Annotated in this window: 24 protein-coding genes; 13 read left to right on the forward strand and 11 right to left on the reverse strand. The window is 71.8% G+C overall.

Translation table 11 applies throughout. The annotated features are described in order from the left end of the window. Window positions 1–10: 10 nt before the first annotated feature. The 3 genes from mshB to AB0G04_RS02840 all read left to right on the forward strand — a co-directional run bounded on the left by mshB (window position 11) and on the right by AB0G04_RS02840 (window position 1,953). Window positions 11–889, forward strand: coding sequence for an N-acetyl-1-D-myo-inositol-2-amino-2-deoxy-alpha-D-glucopyranoside deacetylase (gene mshB, locus AB0G04_RS02830; protein WP_360975259.1), 879 nt, complete (start codon window positions 11–13; stop codon window positions 887–889). After that, entirely contained in the window at window positions 886–1,416 is a 531-nt protein-coding gene (locus tag AB0G04_RS02835; RefSeq protein ID WP_360975262.1) for a hypothetical protein, read from the forward strand. The genes mshB and AB0G04_RS02835 overlap by 4 nt, the downstream gene beginning before the upstream one ends. Window positions 1,417–1,482: 66 nt before the next feature. Then, window positions 1,483–1,953, forward strand: a complete 471-nt coding sequence (locus tag AB0G04_RS02840) for a hypothetical protein (protein ID WP_360975265.1) — start codon at window positions 1,483–1,485, stop codon at window positions 1,951–1,953. 9 nt (window positions 1,954–1,962) lie between these two features. On the opposite strand, the gene AB0G04_RS02845 is transcribed toward AB0G04_RS02840, so the two are convergent. Next, a complete protein-coding gene (locus AB0G04_RS02845; RefSeq protein WP_360975268.1) occupies window positions 1,963–2,928 on the reverse strand; it encodes a GNAT family N-acetyltransferase in 966 nt (321 codons plus the stop codon). Between the two features lie 83 nt (window positions 2,929–3,011). On the opposite strand from AB0G04_RS02845, the gene fdxA reads away from it, so the two are divergent. The 4 genes from fdxA to AB0G04_RS02865 all read left to right on the forward strand — a co-directional run bounded on the left by fdxA (window position 3,012) and on the right by AB0G04_RS02865 (window position 6,573). Next, entirely contained in the window at window positions 3,012–3,338 is a 327-nt protein-coding gene (gene fdxA, locus AB0G04_RS02850; RefSeq protein ID WP_106316083.1) for a ferredoxin, read from the forward strand. After that, the gene (dapC, locus tag AB0G04_RS02855; protein WP_360976229.1) at window positions 3,335–4,432 is read left to right on the forward strand and encodes a succinyldiaminopimelate transaminase; all 1,098 of its coding nucleotides are present in this window, start codon (window positions 3,335–3,337) and stop codon (window positions 4,430–4,432) included. The genes fdxA and dapC overlap by 4 nt, the downstream gene beginning before the upstream one ends. A 127-nt stretch (window positions 4,433–4,559) precedes the next feature. Further along, window positions 4,560–5,213: an SIMPL domain-containing protein gene (locus tag AB0G04_RS02860; RefSeq protein WP_360975272.1), complete on the forward strand. Its 654-nt coding sequence runs from the start codon at window positions 4,560–4,562 to the stop codon at window positions 5,211–5,213. Window positions 5,214–5,325: 112 nt separating this feature from the next. Next, window positions 5,326–6,573 (forward strand): DUF4407 domain-containing protein, encoded by a 1,248-nt coding sequence (locus tag AB0G04_RS02865; RefSeq protein WP_360975275.1) that lies wholly within the window; start codon window positions 5,326–5,328, stop codon window positions 6,571–6,573. 16 nt (window positions 6,574–6,589) lie between these two features. Here AB0G04_RS02865 and AB0G04_RS02870 read toward each other — a convergent pair whose 3' ends face one another. The 8 genes from AB0G04_RS02870 to AB0G04_RS02905 form a co-directional block, all read right to left on the reverse strand. Next, window positions 6,590–7,201 carry a hypothetical protein gene (locus AB0G04_RS02870; RefSeq protein ID WP_360975278.1) on the reverse strand — a complete coding sequence of 204 codons (612 nt, stop codon included), beginning with the start codon at window positions 7,199–7,201 and terminating at the stop codon, window positions 6,590–6,592. A 321-nt stretch (window positions 7,202–7,522) separates the two neighbouring features. Continuing rightward, a complete protein-coding gene (locus AB0G04_RS02875) occupies window positions 7,523–8,236 on the reverse strand; it encodes a hypothetical protein (RefSeq protein ID WP_360975281.1) in 714 nt (237 codons plus the stop codon). After that, window positions 8,233–8,700 (reverse strand): hypothetical protein, encoded by a 468-nt coding sequence (locus tag AB0G04_RS02880; RefSeq protein ID WP_360975284.1) that lies wholly within the window; start codon window positions 8,698–8,700, stop codon window positions 8,233–8,235. The genes AB0G04_RS02875 and AB0G04_RS02880 overlap by 4 nt, the downstream gene beginning before the upstream one ends. Next, the gene (locus tag AB0G04_RS02885) at window positions 8,690–9,178 is read right to left on the reverse strand and encodes a hypothetical protein (RefSeq protein WP_360975287.1); all 489 of its coding nucleotides are present in this window, start codon (window positions 9,176–9,178) and stop codon (window positions 8,690–8,692) included. Before AB0G04_RS02885 ends, AB0G04_RS02880 begins: the two co-directional genes overlap by 11 nt. Window positions 9,179–9,254: 76 nt before the next feature. Next, a complete protein-coding gene (locus AB0G04_RS02890) occupies window positions 9,255–9,803 on the reverse strand; it encodes a hypothetical protein (protein WP_360975290.1) in 549 nt (182 codons plus the stop codon). Between the two features lie 509 nt (window positions 9,804–10,312). Then, complete coding sequence (locus AB0G04_RS02895; RefSeq protein ID WP_360975293.1) at window positions 10,313–11,059, reverse strand: class I SAM-dependent methyltransferase; 747 nt, start codon at window positions 11,057–11,059, stop codon at window positions 10,313–10,315. A 97-nt stretch (window positions 11,060–11,156) separates the two neighbouring features. Further along, a complete protein-coding gene (locus tag AB0G04_RS02900) occupies window positions 11,157–12,194 on the reverse strand; it encodes a MerR family transcriptional regulator (protein WP_360976232.1) in 1,038 nt (345 codons plus the stop codon). A gap of 47 nt (window positions 12,195–12,241) precedes the next feature. Beyond that, window positions 12,242–12,841, reverse strand: a complete 600-nt coding sequence (locus tag AB0G04_RS02905) for a LysE/ArgO family amino acid transporter (protein WP_360975296.1) — start codon at window positions 12,839–12,841, stop codon at window positions 12,242–12,244. Between the two features lie 71 nt (window positions 12,842–12,912). Here AB0G04_RS02905 and AB0G04_RS02910 point away from each other — a divergent pair, with 71 nt between their 5' ends. Continuing rightward, the gene (locus AB0G04_RS02910) at window positions 12,913–13,731 is read left to right on the forward strand and encodes a LysR family transcriptional regulator ArgP (RefSeq protein ID WP_360975299.1); all 819 of its coding nucleotides are present in this window, start codon (window positions 12,913–12,915) and stop codon (window positions 13,729–13,731) included. A gap of 1 nt (window position 13,732) precedes the next feature. Here the strand turns inward: AB0G04_RS02910 and dapD are convergent, their stop codons facing one another. Continuing rightward, window positions 13,733–14,680 (reverse strand): 2,3,4,5-tetrahydropyridine-2,6-dicarboxylate N-succinyltransferase, encoded by a 948-nt coding sequence (gene dapD / locus AB0G04_RS02915; protein ID WP_360975302.1) that lies wholly within the window; start codon window positions 14,678–14,680, stop codon window positions 13,733–13,735. A 67-nt stretch (window positions 14,681–14,747) separates the two neighbouring features. Here dapD and dapE point away from each other — a divergent pair, with 67 nt between their 5' ends. Next, a complete protein-coding gene (gene dapE, locus AB0G04_RS02920; protein WP_360975305.1) occupies window positions 14,748–15,821 on the forward strand; it encodes a succinyl-diaminopimelate desuccinylase in 1,074 nt (357 codons plus the stop codon). Window positions 15,822–15,824: 3 nt separating this feature from the next. Here the strand turns inward: dapE and AB0G04_RS02925 are convergent, their stop codons facing one another. Further along, window positions 15,825–15,995, reverse strand: a complete 171-nt coding sequence (locus tag AB0G04_RS02925) for a hypothetical protein (RefSeq protein ID WP_360975308.1) — start codon at window positions 15,993–15,995, stop codon at window positions 15,825–15,827. Between the two features lie 173 nt (window positions 15,996–16,168). On the opposite strand from AB0G04_RS02925, the gene AB0G04_RS02930 reads away from it, so the two are divergent. The 4 genes from AB0G04_RS02930 to AB0G04_RS02945 all read left to right on the forward strand — a co-directional run bounded on the left by AB0G04_RS02930 (window position 16,169) and on the right by AB0G04_RS02945 (window position 25,281). Further along, window positions 16,169–16,933, forward strand: a complete 765-nt coding sequence (locus tag AB0G04_RS02930) for a TIGR00730 family Rossman fold protein (protein ID WP_360975311.1) — start codon at window positions 16,169–16,171, stop codon at window positions 16,931–16,933. Window position 16,934: 1 nt separating this feature from the next. Beyond that, entirely contained in the window at window positions 16,935–17,525 is a 591-nt protein-coding gene (locus AB0G04_RS02935) for a TIGR00730 family Rossman fold protein (RefSeq protein WP_360975314.1), read from the forward strand. A 92-nt stretch (window positions 17,526–17,617) separates the two neighbouring features. Next, window positions 17,618–21,508 (forward strand): UvrD-helicase domain-containing protein, encoded by a 3,891-nt coding sequence (locus AB0G04_RS02940; protein ID WP_360975317.1) that lies wholly within the window; start codon window positions 17,618–17,620, stop codon window positions 21,506–21,508. Beyond that, window positions 21,505–25,281 (forward strand): UvrD-helicase domain-containing protein, encoded by a 3,777-nt coding sequence (locus tag AB0G04_RS02945; protein ID WP_360975320.1) that lies wholly within the window; start codon window positions 21,505–21,507, stop codon window positions 25,279–25,281. The genes AB0G04_RS02940 and AB0G04_RS02945 overlap by 4 nt, the downstream gene beginning before the upstream one ends. The last annotated feature ends 39 nt before the right edge of the window (window positions 25,282–25,320 follow it).

Consider the following 25,320-nt stretch of genomic DNA (forward strand, 5'->3'; position numbering starts at 1 on the left):
AGTATCCGCCGTGACTGAAGAGTTGCCCGCCCGCCGCCTGCTGCTGGTCCACGCGCACCCCGACGACGAGGTGATCGGCACCGGGGCCACCATGGCGCACTACGTCTCCTCCGGCGCCCACGTGACCTTGGTGACCTGCACCCTCGGTGAGGAGGGTGAGATCCACGTGCCGGCTCTGGAGCAGCTCGGCGCCGCGCACTCCGACCAGCTCGGCGGTTACCGCCTCGTCGAGTGGGAGCGGGCCTGTGCCGCGCTGGGCGTCACCGACCACCGGATGCTCGGCGGGGTCGGCCGCTACCGCGACTCCGGCATGATGGGCCTGCCGACCAACGAGCACCCACGCGCCTTCTGGGGCGCCGACGTGGACGCCGCGGCCGCCCACCTGGTCGAGATCATGCGGGAGATCCGCCCGCAGGTGATGATCACCTACGACGAGAACGGCTTCTACGGCCACCCCGACCACATCCAGGCGCACCGGGTCGCGATGCGGGCCGCCGAGCTGGCCGGCGAGCACGGCCCGGCGAAGATCTACTGGACGGCCATGCCGCTGAGTGTGCTGCTCGACGGCATGGAGGCGTTCCGCGACTCGGAGAGCAACCCGTTCGCCGACGTGGAGAAGGTCGACGATCTGCCGTTCGGCACGCCCGACGAGGAGATCGCGGCCCGCATCGACGGCACCGACCACTACGCGAAGAAGACCGTGGCGATGCGCGCCCACGCCACCCAGATCCCGGACAACTCCTGGCTGTACGGGATCGCCGGCGACTTCGGCGGCGAGTTCATGGGCGTGGAGTACTACACCCTCGTCAAGGGTGAGCGCGGCACCGGCTCGGGCCCGTTCAACTGGGAGGACGACCTGTTCAGCGGCCTGGACGTGGCGGAGAGATGACCGGGCCGGAGGCAGCGCCCGAGACCGTGCCGGTTCCCGGGCCGTGGCCCGCGACCGGCGAGCCGGCCGCCGAGCCGTGGGCCGGCTGGGACACCGTCATCCGGGCGGCCGGAGTCAGCATCTCGATCATCGCCACGCTGGTCACCGCGTTCCTCGAGCTGGAGCTGAGCGCGCTGCGGATCGGCGCGATCGGTGCCCTGCTCGACGGCCGCTCGCCGTACGAGGGGAGTGGTGCCCCGCTGCCGCTGGCCGTCCCGCTGACGGTCGTGGCGAACCTGGGGATCGTCTGGTTCGCGGTGACCACGACCGGCCGGCGCTGGGCGGCCGGCCCACCGTGGGCGCTGTGGACGCTGATCATGCTGATCGCCGCGAGCACCCGCACGGCCGAGGGCGACTACCTGCTCGGTGGGCAGAACTGGGTGGCCCTGGTGACGATCCTGGTCGGCAGCCTGACCTTCGCGGTGTACGGGTATCAGCTGATCCTGAGCCCGCTGAAGAAAACCAGCGAACTCACAGGCAGCGTCTAGGAATCAACGCGCACCATCCGCCAAGATGACCGGAGAAATTCACGGTGCTCTTCGGAGGAGAACAAGATGAGGGAGCAGCGCTGGTTCCGGATCGCGGTGCTGGCCGTCGCCCTGTTCGCGGTCAACGTGGTCGCCCGGCTGGTGATCAGGTTCAGCAGCGACGACGCCGGCAGCGGTACACAGGGGCTGGCCTCGATCGTCATGTTCGCGGTGATCGCGGTGGTCCTCGGTGCGCTCACGTTCGTCCGCTCGCAGCGGGAGAGGCCGAGTGTCTGGCTGCCCGACATCGGGTTGGGCGCGCTCGGGGGAATGGCCCTGACCGTCCTGGTGGGACCGTTCGTCAGTGGTCGCGGCCCGTTCGCGAACGGCGCGGGTGACTTCTTCGCGCAGATCTGGCTCTACGCGGCATGCGCGATCGCGGGCACGGTGATCGGCTACTGGATCGCCGTGATCCTCGGCCGCGACTACCGCTCCAAGGCGCTGAAGGCGTACACCGAGGCCCGTAAGGTCCGCCCCCGCCGGGTCGTCGGCCGCTGAGGCGAGCCGCTATCCCTCGACCGGCGCCTGCCTGGTCAGATAGGTGTGGTGGGTGCTGAACCCGAGCCGGCCGTACAGCGCCACGGCTGCCGTGTTCCGCTCCTCCACCTGCAGGTATGCGCGTGTCGCGCCGCGCTGCGCAGCCCACTGCGCCAGGCCTCGCACGACGTGCTGGCCGAGGCCGCGCCGGCGGGCGGCCGGTGCGGTCTGCACCAGTGAGACGCCGAGCCAGCGGTCCGGCCCGCTGACCGCGCCGCGGGCCACCGCGAGCAGTTCGCCGTCACTGTCACGGACGTGGGCGAACACCCGGTCCGGCACTCCGTTCAGGATGGTCCGGGCCGCTGCCGGCAGGCCGCCCTTGTGATCGGCGACCATCGCGTACCAGTCGTCGCCACCCGAGTCGGCCAGGTCGACCGGTGGCAGGTCGGTGCGGGCCGGGACGGCCAGGATCGGCGCGAGCGCGGCGGTCTGCACCAGGGTCAGCGGGCGGCTGGTCCATCCGCGTTCGTCGAGGGTCGCGTTGACCGGGGCGGCGAGCGGCATCGGTGCGTTGATCAGAGGGTGCTGGCCGCGTTCGCCGTACCACTTGACGACCGCGTCGATGGCCGCGTCGAGCGGCCGGTCCGGGTCACCGACGGCGAGAGCCGAGTTGGCCCGGCCGGTCCAGTTCTCCGCGGCGCGCAGGAGCCAGCCACCCAACCGGCCGCGGACCGGGGCCGGCCAGGCCTCGTCGGCGGCGAGTTCCAGGGCGATCACGGCGGCGGCGCTGGGCCGGCGTGCCGGGGGCACCCGCTTGGCCCGGTGCACCTCACGCAGGGGCACGCGCAGGGTGCCCTTGTCGGTGGCTAGTGTGAGATCGGTCTCCGTGAGGTCCACAAGCTCGCCGAGCGCGTCCGTGAAGAGCGTCCTGCCCCCGGTTACGCCTACAATTCGCCGTACCACCACCCGGTGTCCCACATCCTGCTGTCGGAGCACGCATTACCTCCTTCGGCGGGAATACTAGGCTCTGCAATTTGTCGTCGGCGGTTCCCGCGGCGTGGCTTTGAAGGGAAAGACCCGTGACCTACATCATCGCTGAGCCCTGCGTCGATGTTCTCGACAAGGCATGCATCGAGGAATGCCCGGTCGACTGCATCTATGAGGGCAACCGGATGCTCTACATCCACCCCGATGAGTGCGTCGACTGCGGAGCCTGTGAGCCGGTCTGCCCGGTGGAGGCGATCTTCTACGAGGACGACGTCCCGGAGCAGTGGAAGGACTACACCAACGCGAACTACGAGTTCTTCGAGGATCTCGGTTCGCCCGGTGGCGCCTCCAAGGTCGGCAAGATCGACAAGGACACCCCGTTCGTGCTGTCCCAGCCGCCGCGCGGGGACGCACACTGAGCGCCTTGTCGTCGGCGCTGCCGGACTTCCCCTGGGACCTGCTGGAGCCGGCCAAGGCGCTTGCCGCGGCCCATCCGGACGGCATCGTGGACCTGTCGGTCGGCACCCCGGTCGACCCGGTCCCGGCGTCCGTCCGGCAGGCTCTCGCGGACGCCTCCGACTCGCCCGGCTACCCGCTGACCGCCGGCACCCCGCAGTTGCGTGCCGCGATCGCCGGCTGGCTGGCCCGGGAGTGCCGGGCCGGCGGTGATCTCGGCGTGCTGCCGACGATCGGTTCCAAGGAGCTGGTGGCCTGGCTGCCCACGCTGCTCGGCGTCGGCCCCGGCGATGTCGTCGTCATCCCGTCCGTCTGCTACCCGACGTACGAGGTGGGCGCGCGCCTGGCCGGCGCCGAGGTGGTCCGGTCGGACTCGCTGACCGCGATCGGCCCCGACCGCCGGGTCAAGCTGATCTGGATCAACTCACCGTCCAACCCGACCGGCCGCGTGCTCCCCGCCGAGCACCTGCGCAAGGTCGTCGACTGGGGCCGCGAGCGCGGCGTCACCGTGGTCAGCGACGAGTGCTACGTGTCGCTCGGCTGGGAGACGACTCCGGTCTCCGTGCTCGCCGACGAGGTGACCGGCGGCGACTACACCGGTGTGCTGGCCGTGCACTCGCTCTCCAAGCGCTCCAACCTGGCCGGTTACCGTGCCGGGTTCGTCGCCGGTGACCCGGCCCTGACCGGTGAGCTGCTCGCGGTGCGCAAGCACGCCGGCATGATCGTCCCAGCGCCGGTGCAGGCCGCCATGGTGGCCGCGCTGACCGACGAGGCGCACGTGACCCAGCAGCGTGAACGCTACGCGGCCCGTCGCGAGATCCTGCGATCCGCGCTGGCCAAGGCCGGTTTCGAGATCAGCTGGTCGGAGGCGGGCCTCTACCTGTGGGCGACCCGCGACGAGGACTGCTGGGCGACCGTCGACCGGCTCGCCCGGCTCGGCATCCTCGCCGCACCGGGTGCCTTCTACGGCCCGGCCGCCGCGAAACACGTACGGATCGCCCTGACCGCGACGGACGAGCGGGTGTCGGCGGCGGCCGGCCGCCTCACAGCGATCTGAGTTTGCGGACTGCGAATATCGACGAGGGATGCCACTCTGTGAACATCGATCTGATGCGACCGGTACTCCTCGATGCGATGCGACCTGTGACCATCTCTGAGATGTGACCCGTGAAGGAGTGCCCGCCGTGGACAAGACGATCGTGACAGTCCACGGCGAGGCACGCCGTGAGGTTCCACCGGAGCAGGCCGTCTTCTCGGTGACGGTGTCCGCCAAGGACCGCGACAAGCCGTCCGTGGTCACCCGTCTCACCCAGCGGGCCGCCGAGGTGAGCGAGATCCTGGACCGTTACGGCCCGGCCGTCGAACGCCGGGAGACCGCCGGCCTGCACGTCTACCAGGAGTACCGCCGCCGCGGCGAGCGCAGCGCGATGCACTCGGGATCGCTCACCACCACGGTGACGGTCGCCGACTTCGACCCGCTCGGCGAGCTGCTGGCGCAACTGGCCTCCGGTGACTCCATCGAGGTCTCCGGCCCCTGGTGGCGGCTCCGTCCGGGCAGCCGGGCCGGAGCCGACGTGCGCCGTGAGGCAGTCACCGACGCTCTGGACCGGGCCCGGGAGTATGCCGCCGCGGTCGGTTCCGAGCTGGACCGGATCATCGAGATCTCGGACGCGGAGGCTGCCGAGGGGAACCATCCGATGATGATGCGGGTCGCCGGCGGTGCCGCCGAGGCCGAGGACGGCGGGGCGGCGTTCGACCTGGACCCGCGCCAGCAGACGGTCGAGGCCCGTGTGCTGCTCCGCGTCACCATCACCGAACCGACGGTCCTGAACGCCTGATCCGCCGAGGCACGCCCGGGAGCCGGATCCGCCGGGACAGCCCGGCGGTTCCCTCCCCCCGATCCGCCGAAAACGCCGTCGGGCGGCCGGGGAGTCGGTAAGACTCGGCAGCATGCGCAAGGGCCTCGGGCACCTGCTGCTGCGGGTGGCGAACGTGAATCCCCGGAGTGTGACCACGCACTCGGACCGCGTTCTGTATCGATCGATCGGCATCTTCATCCTGCTGTACTTCGTCTACGCGACGGTGGGCGGAGCCGCGTTCATCGACGCCAGTTCCGGCTACACCCATCCCTGGTACCAGTGGCTGGTCGGGCCGCTCGTGGCGGTCGGCGTGGTCGCCTACGACCGGGCCGTGGTGGGCCGGGTGACGATCAGCTTCGAACGGCTGGAGTCCTCCGATCCGCGGCATCTGCTGCGCCCGCCCACACTCGGCCTGTACCTCGGCCGGCTCAGCCTGGCCCTGCTGTTCGCGATCGTCATCACCGAGCCGCTGATGCTGGCCCGGTACCGCGGCGAGATCGACGCCCACCTGGCCCGGGTCCACAGCGAGCAGCTCAGCGAACTCGACACGGGCGGTGCGGTCGCCGGATACACCGCCCGCCTCGCCGAACTGCGCCGGGAGACGGCCGCCGACGACTCCGCGGTCCGCCGGCTCGTCGACCAGGCCGCCCAGAAGCGTGAGGACGCCCGCCTGACGTACCGGCAGGCCCTCGACGACTCGGTCGGCCGTGGCGTCACCCGCAGCCCCGGCTGTCCTCCTGGCGGCTACTGCTACCAGCTGGTACGTCGCTCACGAGCCCTCGACGACCAGGCCGGGCGGCTCGAGAGGCAGGCCGCCGCCCTGCAGCGCGACCAGCGGGAGGCCCGCGCGGCGCGAGCCGGGGAACAGTCCCGGCTGGCCGAACGGATCAGCGACGAACGCGACGGCAACGCCGAGGTGGTGCGCGGGGACTCCGGCTTCGGTGCTCGTACCGCCGCGATGTGGCATTTGATCCGTGCCGATTTCTGGGGTGTCGGCGTGTTCTATCTGGGCATCGCGCTGCTGCTGGTGGCCCTGGACTGCGCGGCCATCGCCCTGAAACTGGTGTCCCGCGGCAACGCCTACGAGCGGGCCGAGGCCCGGATCGCCCGGCTCCGCGAACACGAGGCCTCCCTCATGCACGAGCGGGAGATCCACGACGCCCGGACGTACGGGGAGGCCACCGCAAAGGTGATCGCGGACGGCATCGAGGCGGCCAGCCACGACGGAGGCCTGGCCCGGGCCGCCACCGACCGGGCCAGGCACGTCCTGCACGACGCCGTCGTCGTCGACCCGGCGCGGATCGAGCGTCCGATCCCGCGCCACCGCATCAACGCCTGACCACGCCGCTGTTCGCTCACGGCTGAGTGGCCTCGGCCCGTACCGGCACGGTGAACGTCGCCCCCTGACACGCGGCCGATCCGCCGCCCCGCATCGTCAGGGCGTCGTTCAGGATGAACGCCCCCACCGTGTTGCGGGGCACTTCCCACGAGACAGCGAACTGCGGCCGGGTGAACTCCACCCGAGGCGCGACACAGCCGGCCTCCCGATGCGCGTCGTCGGCGACCACCGGGCCCGGTCCGGGCACGATCGAGGTGACCTGCACGGTGGACGCGTGCTGGTTGGTGACGGTGACGGTCAGGTTTCCGGTGGAGCCCGGCCGCAGCGGCCGGACCGGATCGGAGATCGCGGTCAGGCTGACCTCCACCCGGGACGCGGCCACCCACTCGTCCTCGGGGGCCGGACTGTTGAACCGCCAGTAGGCCCAGGCCGCACCCGCGTTCGCGAGCAGCGCCGCCACCGCGGCCACACTGAGGATCATCCGGGCCCGCCGGTCGAACCGGCGGCGCGGACCGGGTTGGCGTACCTCCCAGGTCGGCTCCTCATGGTCCACAGCGTCCAGCTCGAGATGCGAGGGCGCTCGGCCGTCGCTCTCGGTGAGACCGGGTAACGTGTCGCGCCGATTCACGAAGCGACCTGGGTGGTGGCCGCCACGCGGGTCTCACTCAGTGCGGGCATGCGGCTCGTTCCTCCTCGGAGGCCGGTGGGAAAGATGCCGGGTTCGGCGCTCATATAACGTTCGCCGACAGAGATGTCCGATGTGATCGGTTTTCCGTCCGCCGTTCCAGCGCATAAATCGGACAGGTCTGCCGATACGGCTTACCCCTGCGGGGTGACGAAATCAGCTGTCCGGCCATGCCGCCCGGATGTCCACGCCTGCCGGTAACCGGTCAACCCAGCCCGGACAACCTCCGGTCGCCGTCGCACATCCATCCGGGTCCCACCACCCTCATCCGGAAGTGCCGGCCCCACTCTCCTCACCTGAAGTCACCGTCTGCGCCGGAGATCCTCCGGCCGGCTCCGACCCGGTCCCACTCGCCGGAGCCGACGACCAGGGACTCGGTACGGGTGTCACCGACGGCGTCGCCGTACTCTTCCGGCTGCCGGTCTCCGCATCCGCCCCCTGCTCCGAGCCCGCCCCGGCATTCCCGGTCCCGTCTTCAGCGGCCGTACCGGATGCCGAAGCGGCCGTGCCGGATGCCGAGGTCTTCTCCGTGACGCCGGACGGCTTCCCGGGAACGCGAACCGGCTCACTGGCCGGGCTCGCCGGTCCGGTCCACCGGGTGCCGGCGAGCGCCTGAACCGTGTAGGTCACCGAACTGCCCGGCGTGGCCTCGGAATCCACACAGGTCAGCTTCGACGCCGGAACCCGGCAGGCCTCCGCCCGGGTGTCCCCGGTATGCCGGACCACCAGATAACCACCGACGGAATGCCCGGACGCGAGCTTCACCGCCGTCCAGTCCACCCGAGGGCCGGCGGCTTTCATCTTCGCGTTCACCTCTGCCCGGGGCTGGGCCACGGTGGGCAGGGCGGCGGCCCTCAGCGAGCCCCGCCCGTTCGTCATCTCCACCGACCAGTCGGCCCATGCGGTGATCCCGCTGCCCACAGCGACAGCTCCGAGCGTTCCGGCCGCGACGATCAGCGCCGCCGTCCGCCGTCTCACCGTGCGGCCCTCTCGGCCCCGGCCGAGAAGGCGAGCCGAAACGTCGCCCGCTGGCACGCGTCCGCGACGGTGTGCGGCATGGTCACCTCGAACTCTCCGGCCGTCTTCCGCCCATACGCCGGTACGGTCAGCGGCAGGCTGCCCAGATAGCCCCCGATCGTCAGGTTGGCCGCCGTCGGCCGGCATCGCCACTTCGAGCTGCCGGTGACCCGGGCGTCGACCTGCCGCACCCGGATCGCGAACGGATAGGGATTCGCGATGGTCACCCGTGTGCGCCGGACGGCACCGGGGTGGAACTTCTCCATCGGGCTCCCGGTCACCTCGAACGAGAACGCGCCGAGCCGCGCCAGATCAACTTCCGATGCTTCGGTACGGGAACCGGCCGCGACCCAGACGCAGGCCACGGCCGTTCCCGCGGCCACCAGCCGCCGGGCAGTCATCAGTTTCGGAAGATTAATTCGCACCGCTTCTCCCACTGGCGGTGAGCGGAACGGTGAACGTTGCCCCCTGACACGCCGAGTCCGAGTCGTTGGTCATCTGGATCGCGTCCAGCAGCAGGAAACTCGCGCTGGATCGTGGCCCCACCGACAACGAGACGGCGCTCAGGCCCCGGGTCGGCGAGACACCGGTGGTGATGCAGCCCGCGGCCCGGTGCGCGGCGTCCACAGTGATCGGCTCGCTTCCCGCGTGCACCGTCGTGAGGGTGACCGGAAACGGGTTCGGGTTCTCGACCGTGACCGCCAGGTCGGTACGCGCACCCGGATAGAGCGGCGCGTCCGGGCGCGGGATGGCGGTCAGTCGCAGGTCGAGCGCCCGGGACGCGGTCGTCGCCGAACTTCCGCCACCGCCCAGCCGCCACACCGCCCAAGCGGCTCCGCCGGTGGCAACCAACGCTCCGGCGACCGCCGTTGCGACCAGCGTTCGACGTCGCGACGATGTCATCAACACGATCATGCTCCTGTCCGCGAGGGCGAAACGAACGGGAAGGGGCGCCGAAGCCGGCGCCCCTTCCGCAGGATCACGGAGCGGCGGGAGCAGCGGTGCCGCTCTGGGCGGCCAGGGCCACGGTGATCGGGAAGGTCGCGCCCTGGCAGGCGTCCGCCGCGTCCTCGATCATGCTGAGGGCGCCGGTGTAGGTGATCGCCTTGGTGCCGTTGTTCCCGCCGGACTTCGGAGGCACAACCAGGGCTGCTCCTGTCGGCAGCGCGGCCGCGGAGTTGACCGCAACGTTGCTTCCGGTACAGGTGCCGGTGACCCCGGCGGCGAGGGCACCGTTGTTCACGGTGAGGTTGATCCCGGTGATTCGGACCGGGAACGGGTTCGGGTTCTCCACGGTGAATGCGACATCGTTCGTGCTGCCGGGGAAGAAGGCCGGCGACACGGCCACGTCGTTGGCGACGCCGTCGCCATCGAGGTCCTTGATCGTGAGGCCCTGGGCGGTGCTCGCGGTGGCCGCGCCGGCGCCGCTGCCGCTCAGGAGCCAGGCTGCGTAGGCCGCGCCGGCTCCACCGACGGCCACGACAGCGGCGGTAGCGATGGCAGCGGAGCGCTTGGTGAACTTACGCATGGGAATGTTCCTCCTGGAACGTGGTCAGCGTGCGTTAACCCCGGAAAGCCGGTGAGCGACTGAAACGGGGATCGCGTCGTTAATCGGATGTCACCGGGGCCACGTGGCCACCCGGCGCTGGGACAAAGATGACCGACTCGTCCTGAGTCGACGATCGTCCGTACCGGCTGGCTGTTGGATGCTGATCGGCGTCGGGCCGCGCCCGTCCCGGCTACCCCGCAGGTGTGAGACCGTTCCCGTCGTCGATCCGCCGTGGCGGCCACGGAGATCGACGATCAGGGCCTGACCAGCGATGCGTCCACCATGCACCGGCGACGGCCGGCGGCAACCCCGAGCCGTGTTCGGATTGCCGGAATCGCCCGGATCGCGGGCTCAGGGACGCTTGAAACGTGAAGTAACGGCACCGTTTCGACGCGAAACGGGAACAGACCTCGGAACTATTTCCGGGTCCGATACCCGAATGGATTAGTCCGCCTGGCAGTGGCCGTCGCCTGAAAGAAGCTTGCGGCTTATGCCTCTGTCGGCCGCTCGGCCCGGACGAGGAACCGGTGGGAACGCACCGTGAACCCGCCACGGGCCCGGATGGTCGCTGACAGGCGGGCGAGCTCACCTTCGTACCGCAGGGGGGTGAAGTCCCTGATCTGCCAGGGCACCGATCGCAGCTTGCGGACCACCGCGGCGATGTCGTGGAAGACCAGGAACGGGTGTTCCTCGCGCACGTCGGTGACCCGCAGCCCGGCCACCTGCAACGCCGTCACCGCCACCTCGGCGTCCCACCGGCGCGGATGCGGGGGCGGGGCACCGAGGGCGGTGTTCAGTTCGGCCATGTCGTCGCTGCCCACCTGCTGGGTGAGCAGGATGCCGCCGGGCTTGAGCAGCCGGGCGATGTCGGCGCCTGGGAGCCGCCCGTGCCGGCTCAGCACCAGGTCGAACTCGTTCTCCTCGGCCGGCAGCTCGGTCTGCACGGCGACGCCGAACGGGGCCAGCCGCTCACGGGCGGCCGGTGTGTTGCGGGCCCACGTCTCCACCGCCACGGTGTGCGGGGGCAGTGGGGCGAGCTCGGCGAGCAGCTCGCCGCCGCCGGTGTCGAGGTCGAGGAGGCTGGCGGAGCGGCGTATCAGGGCGCGGGCCAGGTCGAGGTACGACCAGGACGGCTCGGACGCCACGGCCAGGCCGTCCAGCCAGGCGAATTCCCACCCGGTCATGGAGGCGCCGGTAGCCGCGGCGTCGAGTTCGTCCTGCCGGTTGCTGCGCACGCTTGCGAAACTAGCCGGGCCGGGTCTCCGCCAGCGACTCGATCGCACGGCCTTTCCAGGACCGGTGCCGGACTGTGGCTGAACGGTTACCAAGCTCTCAATGGCGGACCGGCATGAGTAGCGAGAAACGGGAACCGGCGCCCACCGGACGCAAGATCAACGGCCGGACCGGGCCGTCGAGTTCCAGTTCGAGCTGGCCGGCGGCGCCCGCGTCCAGGGCCTGGAGCAGGAACTCCCGGTTCACCGCTACGTGCGATCCGGTGTCGGCGGCCCACTCGTCGGCGCCGGCGAACCGCAGGCCGCCGTCGAGGTCGAGAGCCAGGACGGTGACCGGGTACGGGCGGCCCTCGTGCTCCCGGTCGACCACCGGCGCCGTGGCGAGCAGCTCCCGCAGCTCGGCGACGTCGACGGTGACGCTCGGCGAAGCGGGCGGCAGCAGGCGGCGGTAGTCGGGGAAGTCCATGTCGATCGGCTTGCCCTCGACGGTCCGGTCCCCGGCGCGGGCGGTCACCAGCCCGGCGGACAGGTCGACGGTGATCGAGCCGGTGCGGATGCCGTGCAGTTCCTCGGCGAGCGGGTACGGCAGGAACAGTCGCGTGGCCGAGCCCTCGACGCCGGCCGGGACCGTGGCGACGGCGAGCCGGTAGCGGTCGGTGGCGACCACGGTGATCGCGTCGTCGCCGGTCTCGAACAGCACACCGGCCGGGATCGGGCCGGTGGAGTCCGCGGCGGCGAACAGCACGGCGCCGAGGGCGGCGGACAGGTCGGCGGCGGGCAGGGTGATCCGGGTCATCAGGTTCTCCTCCAGGTCGAGCAGGGTGTGCAGGCGGAGGAGTTCACGCTTGGCGTCGGCGAGACCCGACTCGAGCCGGATCAGGTGGGCGTCGAGCTTCGCCCGTACCGAAGCCGGGTGATGAAGCAGGTCCTGAACCGCTTCGGCGATGCCGGCGACCGGCATCCCCACCCGCCGCAGCCCGGCGATGAGCCGGGCCGCTCTGATCTGCTCGGCGGTGTACCGGCGGTAGCCGGTCGACGGGTCCACCGCAGCCGGGACCAGCACGCCCGCGCTGTCGTAGAACCGCAGCGCGCTGATGCTCAACCCGCTGGCCCGGGCCGCCTCGCCGATGCCTCGCATGTCGCTCCCCACGCCCAGCAACCCTGGTGTCTCGACCTTCTCGAGGGTCAAGCCTGCACGACAAGGGTGATTCCGAGGGCGGCCATGACCAGCGCTATCGACCCGTCGAGCACCCGCCACGCGGACGGCCGGGCCAGCAGCGGGGCCAGCCGGCGCGCGCCGACACCGAGTGCCACGAACCAGCTCAGACTCGCGGCTGCGGCACCGAGACCGAACGCCCAGCGGTTGGCGTGCTGCTGCGCGACCGAGCCGAGCAGCAGCACGGTGTCCAGATAGACGTGCGGGTTGAGGTAGGTCAGGGCCAGGCAGGTGAGCAGTGTGGCCCGCAGGGTGGCGGGCGCCTTGGCCGCCGGGTCGAGGGCCTCGGGGCGCAGGGCGCGGCGGGCGGCCAGGACCGCGTAGCCGAGCAGGAACGCCGCGCCCGCCCATCGGATCACGCTGATCAGTGCGGGCTGGGCGTTGAGGACGGCACCGAGCCCGGCGATGCCCGCGGAGATCAGGGCGAGATCCGAAAGGGCGCAGGTCAGGACCACCGGCAGTACGTGTTCCCGGCGCAGCCCTTGGCGCAGGACGAACGCGTTCTGGGCGCCGATCGCGATGATCAGCACAGCGGAGGCGACGAAGCCGGCGACGGCGGAGGAGAGCATGCCCCGACGCTACGTTCTCACCCGATGCCGCTCCAGCTAATCATTCTGACGATGGATTAGCCTTGCTTAACGTGGACCAGGTGCAGTTGGCAACCTTCCAGGCCGTCGTCGAGCAGGGCAGTTTCGAGGCGGCGGCGCGTGCGCTGCACGTCACACCGTCCGCGGTCAGCCAGCGGATCAAGGCACTCGAGCAGGCCGTCGGCCAAGTGCTGGTCCGCCGGGCCAAACCGTGCACGGCGACCGTCGCGGGCCAGGCACTGATGCGGTTCGCCCAGCAGGTGGCGCTGCTGGAGAGGGAGTTCCTGGGCGCCGACACCACCCGTATCTCCGTGGTCGTCAACGCCGACTCGCTGGACAGCTGGTTCCTGCCGGTCCTCACGGACGTACCCGGCGTCCTCTTCGAACTGCACACCGACGACCAGGAACACACCACCGAGCTGCTGCGGTCGGGGACCGCGATGGCGGCGGTCACCTCCGAGCACGTGCCGGTGCAGGGTTGCCGGGTGGAGAAGCTGGGTGTCATGCGGTACCTCGCCGTGGCCGCGCCCGGCTTCGACGCCACCGACCTGAACACCGCGCCCGTCCTCGTCTACAACCGCAAGGACCGTCTCCAGCACCGCTTCCTGACCGCCCGCCACGATCCGCCGGTGCACTACATCCCGGCCGCCGCGGCCTTCAACCGGGCCATCCGCCTGGGGCTGGGCTGGGGAATGCTCTACGAACAGGAGGCCCGCGCCGATCTCGAAGCGGGCACGCTCGTGGAGATCCGTCCCGGCCGGCACCTGGACGTGCCGCTGTACTGGCAGTGCTGGCGGCTCTCCGCACCGGCCCTGGACGCGCTGACGGCCGCCGTTCGCACGGCGGCCGCCCAAGCGTTGCGTACCGGATAGATCAGTCGTTGGCGTGCAGCGCGCTGTTCAGCTCGATGCCGGTGCCCTTGCGCGACCGGGCCTCCAGGGCGCCGGTGACCGAGTTCCGCCAGAACAGGAGATTGTTCACACCGGAGAGCTCGATGGCCTTCACCACACGGCCGTCCGGCAGTGTGATCTTGGAAGCGGCGGTGATGTAGGTGCCCGCCTCGATCACGCAGTCGTCCCCGAGCGAGATGCCGACACCCGCGTTCGCGCCGAGCAGGCTGCGCTCGCCGATGCGGACCTTCTCCTTGCCGCCACCGGACAGCGTGCCCATGATCGACGAGCCGCCGCCGATGTCCGAGCCGTCACCGACCACCACACCCTGCACGATCCGGCCCTCGACCATCGAGGTGCCGAGCGTGCCGGCGTTGAAGTTGACGAAGCCCTCGTGCATGACGGTGGTGCCGGAGGCCAGGTGGGCGCCGAGGCGGACCCGGTCGGCGTCGGCGATCCGCACGCCGGACGGCACCACGTAATCGATCATGCGGGGGAACTTGTCCACCCCGTAGACGGCCAGCTGACGACCGGCCGCCCGCTCCAGGAAACGCAGCTCGTCGACCCGCTCCGGCGGGCACGGGCCGGCCGAGGTCCACGCCACGTTGGCGAGTTTGCCGAAGATGCCGTCCAGGTTCAGCTCGTTCGGCCGGACCAGCCGGTGCGAGAGCAGGTGCAGGCGCAGGTACGCGTCGGAGGCGTCGGCGATCGGGTCGGCCAGCGACTTGACCACCACGCGCACCTCGACGGTGCTCACTCCGGGAAGCAGCTTGGGGCCGGTCTGCCCGGCCGGGAGCGCCGGCGCGTCGGCGGGCTCCTCGCCCAGGCCCAGGTATCCGGCCGGGAACCAGGTGTCCAGCACCTGTCCCTCGGCGGTCACGGTGGCGAGGCCGATGCCCCAGGCGGGCGAAGTCGAGATCGCGGTTTCCACGAACCGCACCTTACCGGACCGTCAATGAGCCCTCTGGAGCGTCACAGGACCCCGGTATGGTGCGCTCATGGCCAACCCGCTTACCCAGGACGTGCTGCTCGACCCGGTGGTGCTCACCCGTGCCCTGGTCGACATCGAGTCCGTGTCCCGCGACGAGAAGGCGATCGCCGACTGCGTCGAGGAAGTCCTCCTGAAGGCCGGCCATCTGAATGTCCGCCGCCTGGGCAACACGGTGATGGCCCGGACCCGGCTCGGCCACGAACAGCGGGTGATCCTCGCCGGGCACCTCGACACCGTCCCGGTCAACGGCAACCTGCCGTCCACCGTCGTCGACGACCTCATCTACGGCTGCGGCACCGCCGACATGAAGAGCGGTGTGGCGCTCGCCCTGCATCTGGCCGTCACCCTGCCCGACCCGCGCTACGACGTGACCTACCTGTTCTACGAAGCGGAGGAGATCGAGTCCGAGTACAACGGGCTCAACCTGGTCGCCGAGTCGCACCCGAAGTGGCTGCGGGCCGACCTGGCGGTGCTGCTCGAGCCGACCTTCGGCACGGTCGAGGCCGGCTGCCAGGGCACCATGCACGCGGTCGTGCGGACCCGAGGCCGGCGGGCGCACACGGCCCGGTCCTGGCGCGGGGTCAACGCCGTCCACGCCATCGGCCAGGTGCTGCGCCGGCTCGAGGACCACCACCCGCGGACCGTGACCATCGACGGCTGCACCTACCGCGAGGGACTGAGCGCGGTCCGGATCGCCGGGGGTGTCGCCGGCAACGTGGTGCCCGACGAGTGCGAGGTCGAGGTCAACCTGCGGTTCGCTCCGGACCGCTCGGAGAAGGAGGCCGCCGAGTACCTGCGGAAGGTGTTCGACGGCTTCGAGCTCGAGATCACCGACTCGGCCCCGGGCGCACTGCCCGGCCTCGACGCCGCCCCGGCCCGGGAGTTCCTCGCCGCCATCGGTGTCGAGCCGGCCGCCAAGCTCGGCTGGACCGACGTGGCCCGGTTCGCGGCACTGGGCATCCCGGCGCTCAACTACGGCCCCGGCGACCCGTCCCTCGCGCACGCCCCGGACGAGCACGTCGAGATCGGCAAGATCCGCGACGGCGCGGCCACCCTGTACCGATGGCTGTCGTCCCAGTAAGGCCTAGTACTGAACGGTCACCCGGCCGACCGCGCGCTGCGGTGGCGGGATCTCCATCGTCGCCTCCGGATCCACGGCGGGCTCGGCGTCGCGCGCCGCGAAAGCGGCTCGCCGTTCCTCCAGCACCAGACGGATCCGGCGCTGCATCCTGAGGCGGTCGTGTCGATTGGTCACGGTGGTTGCTCCTTCGCCGGGAGCCCGGTGATGCCAGGTCGGTAACTGTACAGACGCGTCAGAGCTACTGTCGGTTGCTTCAATCTGGCAAAAAGGTCTGCGGGTCGCAATCCTCTTACCGAAACGCAGCCGGTTATTCACCGGGTACTGACCGTCCGCACTACCTTTGTGGCATGACGGAGAGCACCAACGGGCGACAGTCGGGGCCGGAGCGTCATCGTGGAGCCGTCACGCTGCGCCGTGACGCGATCCCCCCGAGCACCGCCGATCAGAAGCTGCTCGACTCCCACAACCGGGAGGAGTGGAAGACCAAGGACGCCTGGCGGGCGCTGCGCATCCTCTCCGAGTTCGTCGAAGGCTTCGACACGCTCGCCGACCTCCCGCGAGCGGTGAGCGTCTTCGGCTCGGCCCGCAGCGCCGCCGACAGCTTCGAGTGCGAACTGGCCGAGAACCTGGGCGCGGCCCTCGCCGAGGCCGGCTACGCGGTGATCACCGGTGGTGGCCCCGGCGTGATGGAGGCTGCCAACCGGGGAGCCAGCGAGGCCGGCGGCATGTCCGTGGGGCTGGGTATCGAGCTTCCCTTCGAGCAGGGGCTCAACGAGTGGGTCGACATCGGCATCGACTTCCGCTACTTCTTCGTACGCAAGACCATGTTCGTGAAGTACGCCCAGGCCTTCGTGGTCCTGCCCGGCGGCTTCGGCACCCTCGACGAGCTGTTCGAAGCGATCACCCTGGTCCAGACGAAGAAGGTCACCCGATTCCCGGTCATCCTGATGGGCACCGAATATTGGGGTGGACTTCTCGACTGGATGAAGCAGCGGATGCTCGACGACGGCAAGATCAGCACCATGGATCTCGATCTCATCCAGGTCACCGACGACGTCGCCGAAGCGGTCCGGATCATCAACGACGCCGACACCGGCCAGGGGCAGCGCTGACGTGGCGGCCATCTGCGTGTTCTGCGCCTCCTCGACCTCCCTCGATCAGCGCCGGCTCGACCTCGCCGCCGAGACCGGGCGGATCCTCGCCGAACGCGGCCACACACTGGTCTCCGGCGGCGGCTGCGTCGGCATGATGGGCGCCGTCACCGACGGGGCCCGGTCGGCCGGCGGGCACACCCTCGGCATCATCCCGCAGTACCTGGTCGATCTGGAGGTCGCCGACCTGGCCTCCGGCGAACTGGTCGTCACCGACGACATGGCCTCCCGGAAGATCGTGATGATCGACCGCTCGGACGCGTTCATCACCCTGCCCGGCGGCCTCGGCACCCTCGACGAGCTCTTCGAGGTCTGGACCTTGGCCACCCTCGACGTGCACCGCAAGCCGATCGTGCTGCTCGACCCGGACGGCTTCTACGACGGCCTGGTCGGATGGCTCGGCGGGCTGACCGACCAGAAGTTCATCCGGCCCGCGGCCATGGAGATGCTGCTGGTGGCACGGACGGTGGACGAGGCGGTCGACATCGTCGAGGCGGCCCTCGCCTCCCCGCGAAGCGCTCCGTCGGGCACGGCCAGTCCGGCAGAGCATTAACCCCCTCCTCCGGTACGGGCCACACATCCATTTCTCCGGTACGGGCTACGCGCCCGCAAATAACGTCATACCGGCGTGCTTCCATTGGTGCCGTGAGCACGCCGGTTTCCCCAGCCCCGGTGCGCCGGCCCACCTATCGCCTGGTCCGCCGCCCCCGTCCGGTGACCCCCGAGCTGCCGGTCGACCCGGTCCAGCGCCGGGTCATCGAGCACACCTCCGGTCCGCTCCTCGTCGTCGGCGGCCCCGGCACCGGCAAGACGTCGATGCTGGTCGAGTCGGTCGCCGCCCGGATCGCCGAGGGCACCGACCCGGAACGCATCCTCGTGCTCACGTTCGGCCGCCGCGGCGCCGCGGCTCTGCGCGACCGCATCGAGGCCCGGATAGCCGACGACCCCGGCCGCATCGTGCACGAGCCGCTGGTGCGCACCTTCCACGCCTACGCGTTCGGTCTGCTCCGCCGGGCCGCCGCCGAGCGGGGCGAACCGTCCCCGCGCCTGCTCACCGGCCCCGAACAAGACCTGATCATCCGTGAGCTGCTGGCGGTCGTCGCCGACCCCGACGCCCACGACGAGATCGGCTGGCCCGAGGGCCTGCGCCCGGCCCTGCCCACCCGCGCCTTCGCCCAGCAGCTGCGCGACCTGATGCAGCGCGCCGCCGAGCGCGGCATCGGCCCGGTCGAACTCGCCCGGCTCGGTGAGGACCTGGGCCGCGACGACTGGCCGGCCGCCGCCCGCTTCCTCCGGGAATACGTGGCCGTTCTCGCCCTCCGCGACGTCACCACCCGCGGTTCGGCCGCCTACGACCCGGCCGAGCTGGTCCGTGCCGCGACCGGCCTGCTCGCCGACGAGCCCGGCCTGCTGGAGGCCGAACGCCGCCGGCTGTCCTTCGTCTACGTCGACGAGCTGGCCGAGACCGACCCGGCCCAGGTCGACCTGCTCGCCCAGGTTGCCGGCGGCGGCACCCCGCTCGTCGCGTTCGCCGACCCGGACTCGTCGATCTACGGCTTCCGCGGCGCCGAGCCGGCCGTGGTCCAGGCCTTCCCGTCCCGTTTCCGGGCCGTCTCCGGCGCCCCCGCCGAGACCGTGGTCCTGCACACCAACTACCGGGCCGCTCCACCGCTGCTCACGGCCACGAGCCGGGTCGCCCGGCGGATGCGCGGCCCGATGGGCCACCGCCCGATGTACCCACCGCCGCCCGCCGGCGCCGCCTCCGAGCCTCCGCCCTCCGCCACCGGAACCCCGAGCGGCCGAACCGCTTCCGCCGGGTCGCCCGCTTCCGCCGGGCCCGGCGTCTCCGCTGGATCGACCGCTTCCGCTGGGCCAACCCTTTCTGCTGGGCCGACCGCATTCGCCGGGTCCGGCGGTCCTGGTTTGCGCGCCGAGTCCCCCGGTTCCAGCGGTTCGCTGGACGGCCCGGTGGGGCAGGGTGGTCCGCCGGGTGCTTCTGCCGCGTCCGATGCGCCCGCCGCTTCCGGCGCGCCGGCGGACTTCGGGGTGGTTCCGGAGGCCGTGGTCCGGACGTTCCGGTCTACGGCCGCCGAGACCGCCTACATCGCGCACGCGCTGCGCGAGGCACACCTGCTGCACGGCGTTCCGTGGTCGCGGATGGCGGTGCTGATGCGATCGACCACGCTCCAGCAGCCGTCGGTGCAGCGGGCACTGGCCGCGGCCGGGGTGCCGACCGTCATCCATGCCGAGGACCTGCCGCTGCACCTGCAACCGGCGGTCGCGCCGTTCCTGCTGCTGCTGCGCTGCGCGGTCGACCCGGCGGCGCTCAACGAGGAGGCCGCGGTCGCGTTGCTGCACTCCCCGCTGGGCGGTGCCGACCCGCTGGCCGAGCGGCGGCTGCGGCAGGGGCTGCGGGCGCTGGCGATCAGCGCCGGTGACCGCCGGCCGTCGGGCGAGCTGCTCGTCGACGCGGTCCGCGACCCGGCCGGCCTCGACCTGGTCGAGCGGCGCTGGGCCCGCCCCGCACAGAACGTGGCACGTCTGCTGACCGTGGCCCGGGAGGCGGCCGGCGAGCCGGGGGCCTCCGCCGAGCAGGTGCTCTGGACGGTCTGGCGGGAGAGTGGCCTGCACGACCGCTGGTATGCGATGAGTACCGGCAACGTCCCGATGCCCGACCAGCGTGATTCGGCCCGCGCCCGGGAGTGGCGGTCCGAGGCCGCCGACCGTGACCTGGACGCCATGGTGGTCCTCTTCGACGCGGCGGCGCGCTTCGTCGACCGGCTGCCCGGTGCCGGTGTCTCGGTCTTCCTCGATCACGTCCTGGGCCAGGAGCTGCCGGCCGACTCGATCGCCCCGAGCGCCGACCGCGGCGAGGCCGTCCGGCTGCTCACCGCGCACGCCGCAAAGGGCCTGGAGTGGGAGGTCGTGGTCCTCGCCGGCGTTCAGGAGGGCATCTGGCCGGACCTGCGGCTGCGGGGCAGCCTGCTCGGCTCGGAACGTCTCGTCGACGTGCTGGCCGGTCGTCCCGCGTCCGGCCCGGAGGCGATCCTCGGCGAGACCTCCGCTCTGCTCGACGAGGAACGACGGCTCTTCTACGTGGCGGCCACCCGGGCCCGGCGCCGGCTGGTCGTCACCGCGGTGAACTCGGCGAGCGTCGGCGGCTCGGTGGGTGAGGAGCAGCCCAGCCGCTTCCTCACCGAGCTGGCCACACCGAGCCGTGGCCCCGGCGGAGAACGCCCGCCGGACCCCTGGGACACCGGCCCCCCTGATCCCGGACCCAGCGGCCCATCCGACACCCCGCCGGATCCCGGCCCATCCGACACCCCGCCGGGCCTGGGCCCATCCGACACCCCGCTCGGGCCAGTGCGTCCGAGCGACCCGCAACCCGGGCCAGCCGACGGCACCGAGCCAGGCCTGGACGGTGACGGCGGCACCGAGCCAGGCCCGGACAGTGACGGCGACGGCGCCGTGCCTCGCCGGGGAGCGGCCATGACGCTGGGCGACAGCGGTGCGATCGAGGACGAGGCGGAACTCCCGGTGGGACGTCCACCGCGAGCTCTGACACTGGCGTCGCTGGTGGCCGAGTTGCGTACCGTCGTGGTGGGAAGTGCCGAGACACCCAGCCGGCGCCGCGCCGCGGCGGCCGAACTCGCCCGCCTCGCGGCCGCGGGTGTCCCCGGTGCCCATCCGGACGAGTGGTGGGGGCTGCGCCCGCTCTCCGACGACCGCCCGCTCGTCGACGAGGGCGACCCGGTCAAGGTCACCCCGTCCTCGATGGAGAGCGCGCTGCGCTGCAGTCTGCGCTGGCTGCTGGAACGGCACGGCGGCGCCGCACCGGCCGGCCCGGCGCAGGGCATCGGCAACCTGGTGCACGCCGCCGCCATGCTTGCCGAGGACGCGAACGCGGACCGGGAGAAGCTGGTGGAGTACGTGGCGGCCCGGTTCGACTCGATCGAGCTGGCCGCCCAGTGGCTGGCCGGCCCGGAACGGGAGCGGGCCCAGGCGATGGTCGACAAGCTGTTGCGCTGGCTCGCGGTGAACCCGAGGCGGCTGCTGGCGATCGAGCACGAGTTCACCGTCCAGCTGGAGGACGAACGCAACCCGATCCAGCTGACCGGCCGGGTGGACCGGCTGGAGGTGGACGAGGCGGGCCGGCTCGTGGTGATCGACCTGAAGACCGGCAAGACGACCGCGGTCTCCGCCGAGGTGGCGGAGAACGCACAACTCGGCGGCTATCAGGCGGCGATCGACGCGGGTGCGTTCGCCGACTTCGGCACCGACAGCGGCGGCGCCGCGCTGGTGCAGCTGGGGCCGGGGAAGGACGCGCGGGAGCAGATGCAGGTTCCGCTGGGCGAGGCGACCGACCCGAACTGGGCGGACACCATGGTGCGCCGGACCGCGGCCGCGATGGCCGCATCCACCTTCTCCGCGGTGGCGAACAGCCGGTGCCGGGTCTGCCCGGTCCGGACCAGCTGCCCGATCTCCGGCAAGGGCCGGCAAGTTGTCGAGCCGAACGGACCGGACCAGGAGCGATGACCCAGCCCACGCTGTTCCCCGAGGGGCCGCGACCACGCCGCCGAGCCGTGTCGGGCCCCCGGTTCACGCCGCGTGAACTGGCCCGCATGTTGCGCCTGCCCGAGCCGACCGCCGAGCAGGACGCGATCATCTCGGCGCCGGTGGAGCCGCTGCTCGTGGTGGCGGGTGCCGGGTCGGGCAAGACCGAGACGATGGCGTCGCGGGTGGTGTGGCTGGTCGCGAACGGGTACGCCCATCCGGGCGAGATCCTCGGCCTGACCTTCACCCGCAAGGCCTCGGGGGAGCTGTCGCACCGGGTTCGGACCAGGCTGGGCCAGCTGGGCCGCCGGCTGGGCCGGGACGAGGCGCTCGCCGGCGAACCGACGATCTCGACCTATCACGCGTACGCGGCCCGGGTGGTGACCGAGCACGGACTGCGTGCCGGTTACGAGCCGTCCGCGCGACTGCTGACCGAGGCGGCGCGCTGGCAGATCGTCGACTCGCTGGTCCGTACCTACACCGGCGAGATGACCGGGCTGAACCGGGCGCCCGGCACGGTTACCGACGACGTCCTGGCCCTGTCCGGCGAGCTGGCCGAGCATCTGGTCGGCCCGGACGACCTGGCGGCCTGGACCGGCCGGTTCTTCGCCGACCTGCAGGAGTACCCCGGCCGGGTCTACAAGGACGTTTCGGAGGTGCTGCGGCGCCAGCAGAACCGGCTCACCCTGCTTCCCTTGGTCCGACTCTACGAACAGCGCAAACACGATCTGGAGGCGATGGACTTCGGCGACCAGATGGCCCGGGCGGCGTTGGTAGCGCGGGATCATCCCGAGGTCGGCGCGATCGAGCGCGGCCGGTTCCGGATCGTGCTGCTCGACGAGTACCAGGACACCAGCCACGCCCAGGTGACGATGCTGAACAACCTGTTCGGCGGCGGCCACCCGGTGACCGCGGTGGGCGACCCGTGCCAGTCGATCTACGGCTGGCGCGGCGCGTCGGCCGGCACGCTGGAGCGGTTCCCCGAGGAGTTCCGGGACTCGGCCGGTCATCCGGCCTGGGTACGTACCCTGACTCGGAGCTGGCGCAACCGTCCGGAGATCCTGCGGGTCGCCAATACCGTCTCGGCTCCGCTGCGCGCCCAGGTGCAACGGCTGGAGGCGGCCGACCGCACGGCGGAGGCGGTCGGCGGGCGGACGGTGACGTGCGCGCTGCTGCCGACGTACGCCGACGAGGCCGCCTGGATAGCCGACTCGATGCTGACCGCCTGGCGCCTGGTGGCCGGGCTGCCGCGGGCGCCGGCCGGGGAGATCCCGCTGGAACGCCGTCCGACCAGCGCCGTTCTGGTCCGGGTGCGCAGCCAGATCCCGGCGATCGAGGAGGCGCTGCGGTCGCGTGGCCTGCCGGTCGAAGTGGTCGGCCTGGGCGGTCTGCTGGACACCCCCGAGGTCCGGGACGTGGTGTGCACGCTGCGGGTGCTCGCCGACCCGACGGACGGTGCGTCGCTGTTGCGGCTGCTCACCGGGGCCCGCTGGCGGATCGGCCCGCGCGATCTGGTGGCCCTGCACCGGCGGTCGCGGACGATCGCCGCTGCCCGGGTGGCCGCGTCGGGCCGGAACGCCGCCGACCCGGAGCAGCTGAACACCGACCGCCTGGACGACGCGACCCTGGTCGAGGCGATGGCCGACCTCGGCGCGCCGCGCAACTATTCGGCCGAGGGTTACCGCCGACTTCAGGAGTACGGCCGTGAGCTGGCCGCGCTGCGCCGGCGCCTGGACCAGCCGCTGCCGGATCTGCTCGCCGACATCGAGCGCACCACCGGCCTGGACGTCGAGGTGGCGGTGCGGGGCTGGGCGGCCGGGGACGCCGGCCTGGCACGCGGCCACCTGGACGCGCTGGGGGAGGCCGCGACCCGCTACATCGGCGAGAACGAGTCCGGCACCGTCGCCGGGTTCCTGGCCTTCCTGGCTGCCGCCGAGGAGGAGGAGCGCGGTCTCGAGCCGGGCCAGATCGACGTGGTCGAGGGCGCCGTGCAGATCTTGACCGCGCACGCCGCGAAGGGCCTGGAATGGGACGTGGTCTCGGTGGCCGGCCTATGCCGGGGTGTCTGGCCGGGGCTGGCCCGCGCCTCCGACCACTATCTCGGCGGGATCGGGGTGCTGCCGTTCCCGCTGCGTGGCGACGCGTCGGGGCTGCCGGTCCTGGATCTGTCGGACGCGGACGAGCAGAAGGACGTGGCGGCTGCGGTGACGGCTTTCGGCCGTGCCTGGCGGGAGCACGACGAGCGGGAGGAACGCCGCCTCGCGTACGTGGCGGTGACCCGCCCGCGCCGCCTGCTGCTCTGTTCCGGGTACTGGTGGGGTGACGGCGTGAAACGTCCGCGCGGCCCGTCGGTCTTCCTCGACGAGATTCGCGAGACGTGCGCGGCCGGGGCCGGGGTGGTCGACGTCTGGACGCCGGAGCCGGCGCCCGGCGACACCAATCCGAGCGATCAGGTGGTGCCGACGGCCGAGTGGCCGGCCGACCCGCTGGGCCTTCGCCGTCCGGCGATGGCGGCGGCCGCCGACCTGATCCGGCGCATGATCGAGAAACCGGACGCCTCCGCGGCCGAGGCGTTCGCCGACCTGGCCGCCGCGGATCCCGAGGTGGCGGCCCGGGCGGGCCTGGCGGCCGATCTGGTGGGCCTGGCCGGTCCGGGCGCGGTCCCCGACGGTGCGGCATGGTCGGCCCTCGCAGCTGTACGGACGACCGAGGCGTCCTCTCCCGCACCGGTACACCCCGCCGCCGGCACCCCTGCCACGCCGGACCCAGCCGGGTCGGAGCCGCTCCGCCCACCGTTGCCACGACAGGCCGGTCCGGAGTCCGCCCCCGGCGAGAGCATTCCGGCGCGTACTGGCCCGGCCGGATCGACCGCCACCCCACCGCCGGCCGACGGCAATGTGGAACCGGCGGAGGGCCGCCCGGACGTGCCCGGCCCGGTGGACGTGCCCGGCCCGGCGGACATGCCCGACCCGGCGGACGTGGCGGGCCCTGGGGACGTGCCGGATCGGGCTGGACTGGTGGCCGCTGTGGAGGCGGCTGACCGGCTCGCCGAAGCTGCGGACCCGGACATCGCCCGCTGGCGCCGCGAGGCGAGACTGCTGCTGGCCGAGCGCGCCGAACGGGCCCGCCGGGACGGTCCGATCGAGGTCGCGGTGCCGTCCCACCTGTCCGTCTCACAGCTGGTGGTGCTGCGCCGGGATCCGCAGGCGCTGGCCCGGTCGCTGCGCCGTCCGCTGCCGCACCGCCCGGCACCGCAGGCCCGCCGGGGCACTGCCTTCCACGCGTGGCTGGAGCAGCGGTTCGGTGCGGTCCGGCTGATCGACATCGACGACCTGCCGGGTGCCGCGGACGACAGCGCGGCCGAGGACGAGGAGCTGGCGGCCCTGCAGGAGGCGTTCCTGACCGGGGAGTGGGCGGAACGGACGCCGGTCGAGGTGGAGGTGCCGTTCGCCACGACGGTGGCCGGGGTGGTGGTGCGCGGCCGGATGGACGCGGTCTTCGCCGATCCGGACGGCCGGTTCGACGTGATCGACTGGAAGACCGGCCGCCGTCCGTCCGGTGCGGAGGCCGAGGCCGCGGCGGTTCAGCTCTCGGCGTACCGGATCGCCTGGGCCTCGCTGGCCGGTGTGCCGGTGCGCAAGGTCCGGGCCGGCTTCCACTACGTACGCGAGCAGGTCACGGTCCGCCCCGCCGATCTGATGGACGCCGCCGAACTGGCCGCCCTGATCGAGGAGATCCCCGCCGAACCCACCTGAGCCAGCCGGCTTTTTGTGGGGCCGGCTGGAGGGTGGGGG

The sequence above is a fragment of the Actinoplanes sp. NPDC023801 genome (assembly GCF_040639655.1).
Classification (GTDB): Bacteria; Actinomycetota; Actinomycetes; order Mycobacteriales; family Micromonosporaceae; genus Actinoplanes.

Bases quoted from the DNA above. Each gene is read 5' to 3' on its own strand.
- AB0G04_RS02835 (WP_360975262.1), top strand. From the start codon at position 886: ATGACCGGGCCGGAGGCAGCGCCCGAGACCGTGCCGGTTCCCGGGCCG.
- AB0G04_RS02840 (WP_360975265.1), top strand. From the start codon at position 1,483: ATGAGGGAGCAGCGCTGGTTCCGGATCGCGGTGCTGGCCGTCGCCCTG.
- AB0G04_RS02865 (WP_360975275.1), top strand. From the start codon at position 5,326: ATGCGCAAGGGCCTCGGGCACCTGCTGCTGCGGGTGGCGAACGTGAAT.
- AB0G04_RS02885 (WP_360975287.1), bottom strand. From the start codon at position 9,178: ATGACATCGTCGCGACGTCGAACGCTGGTCGCAACGGCGGTCGCCGGA.
- AB0G04_RS02890 (WP_360975290.1), bottom strand. From the start codon at position 9,803: ATGCGTAAGTTCACCAAGCGCTCCGCTGCCATCGCTACCGCCGCTGTC.
- AB0G04_RS02900 (WP_360976232.1), bottom strand. From the start codon at position 12,194: ATGCGAGGCATCGGCGAGGCGGCCCGGGCCAGCGGGTTGAGCATCAGC.
- AB0G04_RS02905 (WP_360975296.1), bottom strand. From the start codon at position 12,841: ATGCTCTCCTCCGCCGTCGCCGGCTTCGTCGCCTCCGCTGTGCTGATC.
- dapE (WP_360975305.1), top strand. From the start codon at position 14,748: ATGGCCAACCCGCTTACCCAGGACGTGCTGCTCGACCCGGTGGTGCTC.
- AB0G04_RS02930 (WP_360975311.1), top strand. From the start codon at position 16,169: ATGACGGAGAGCACCAACGGGCGACAGTCGGGGCCGGAGCGTCATCGT.
- AB0G04_RS02945 (WP_360975320.1), top strand. From the start codon at position 21,505: ATGACCCAGCCCACGCTGTTCCCCGAGGGGCCGCGACCACGCCGCCGA.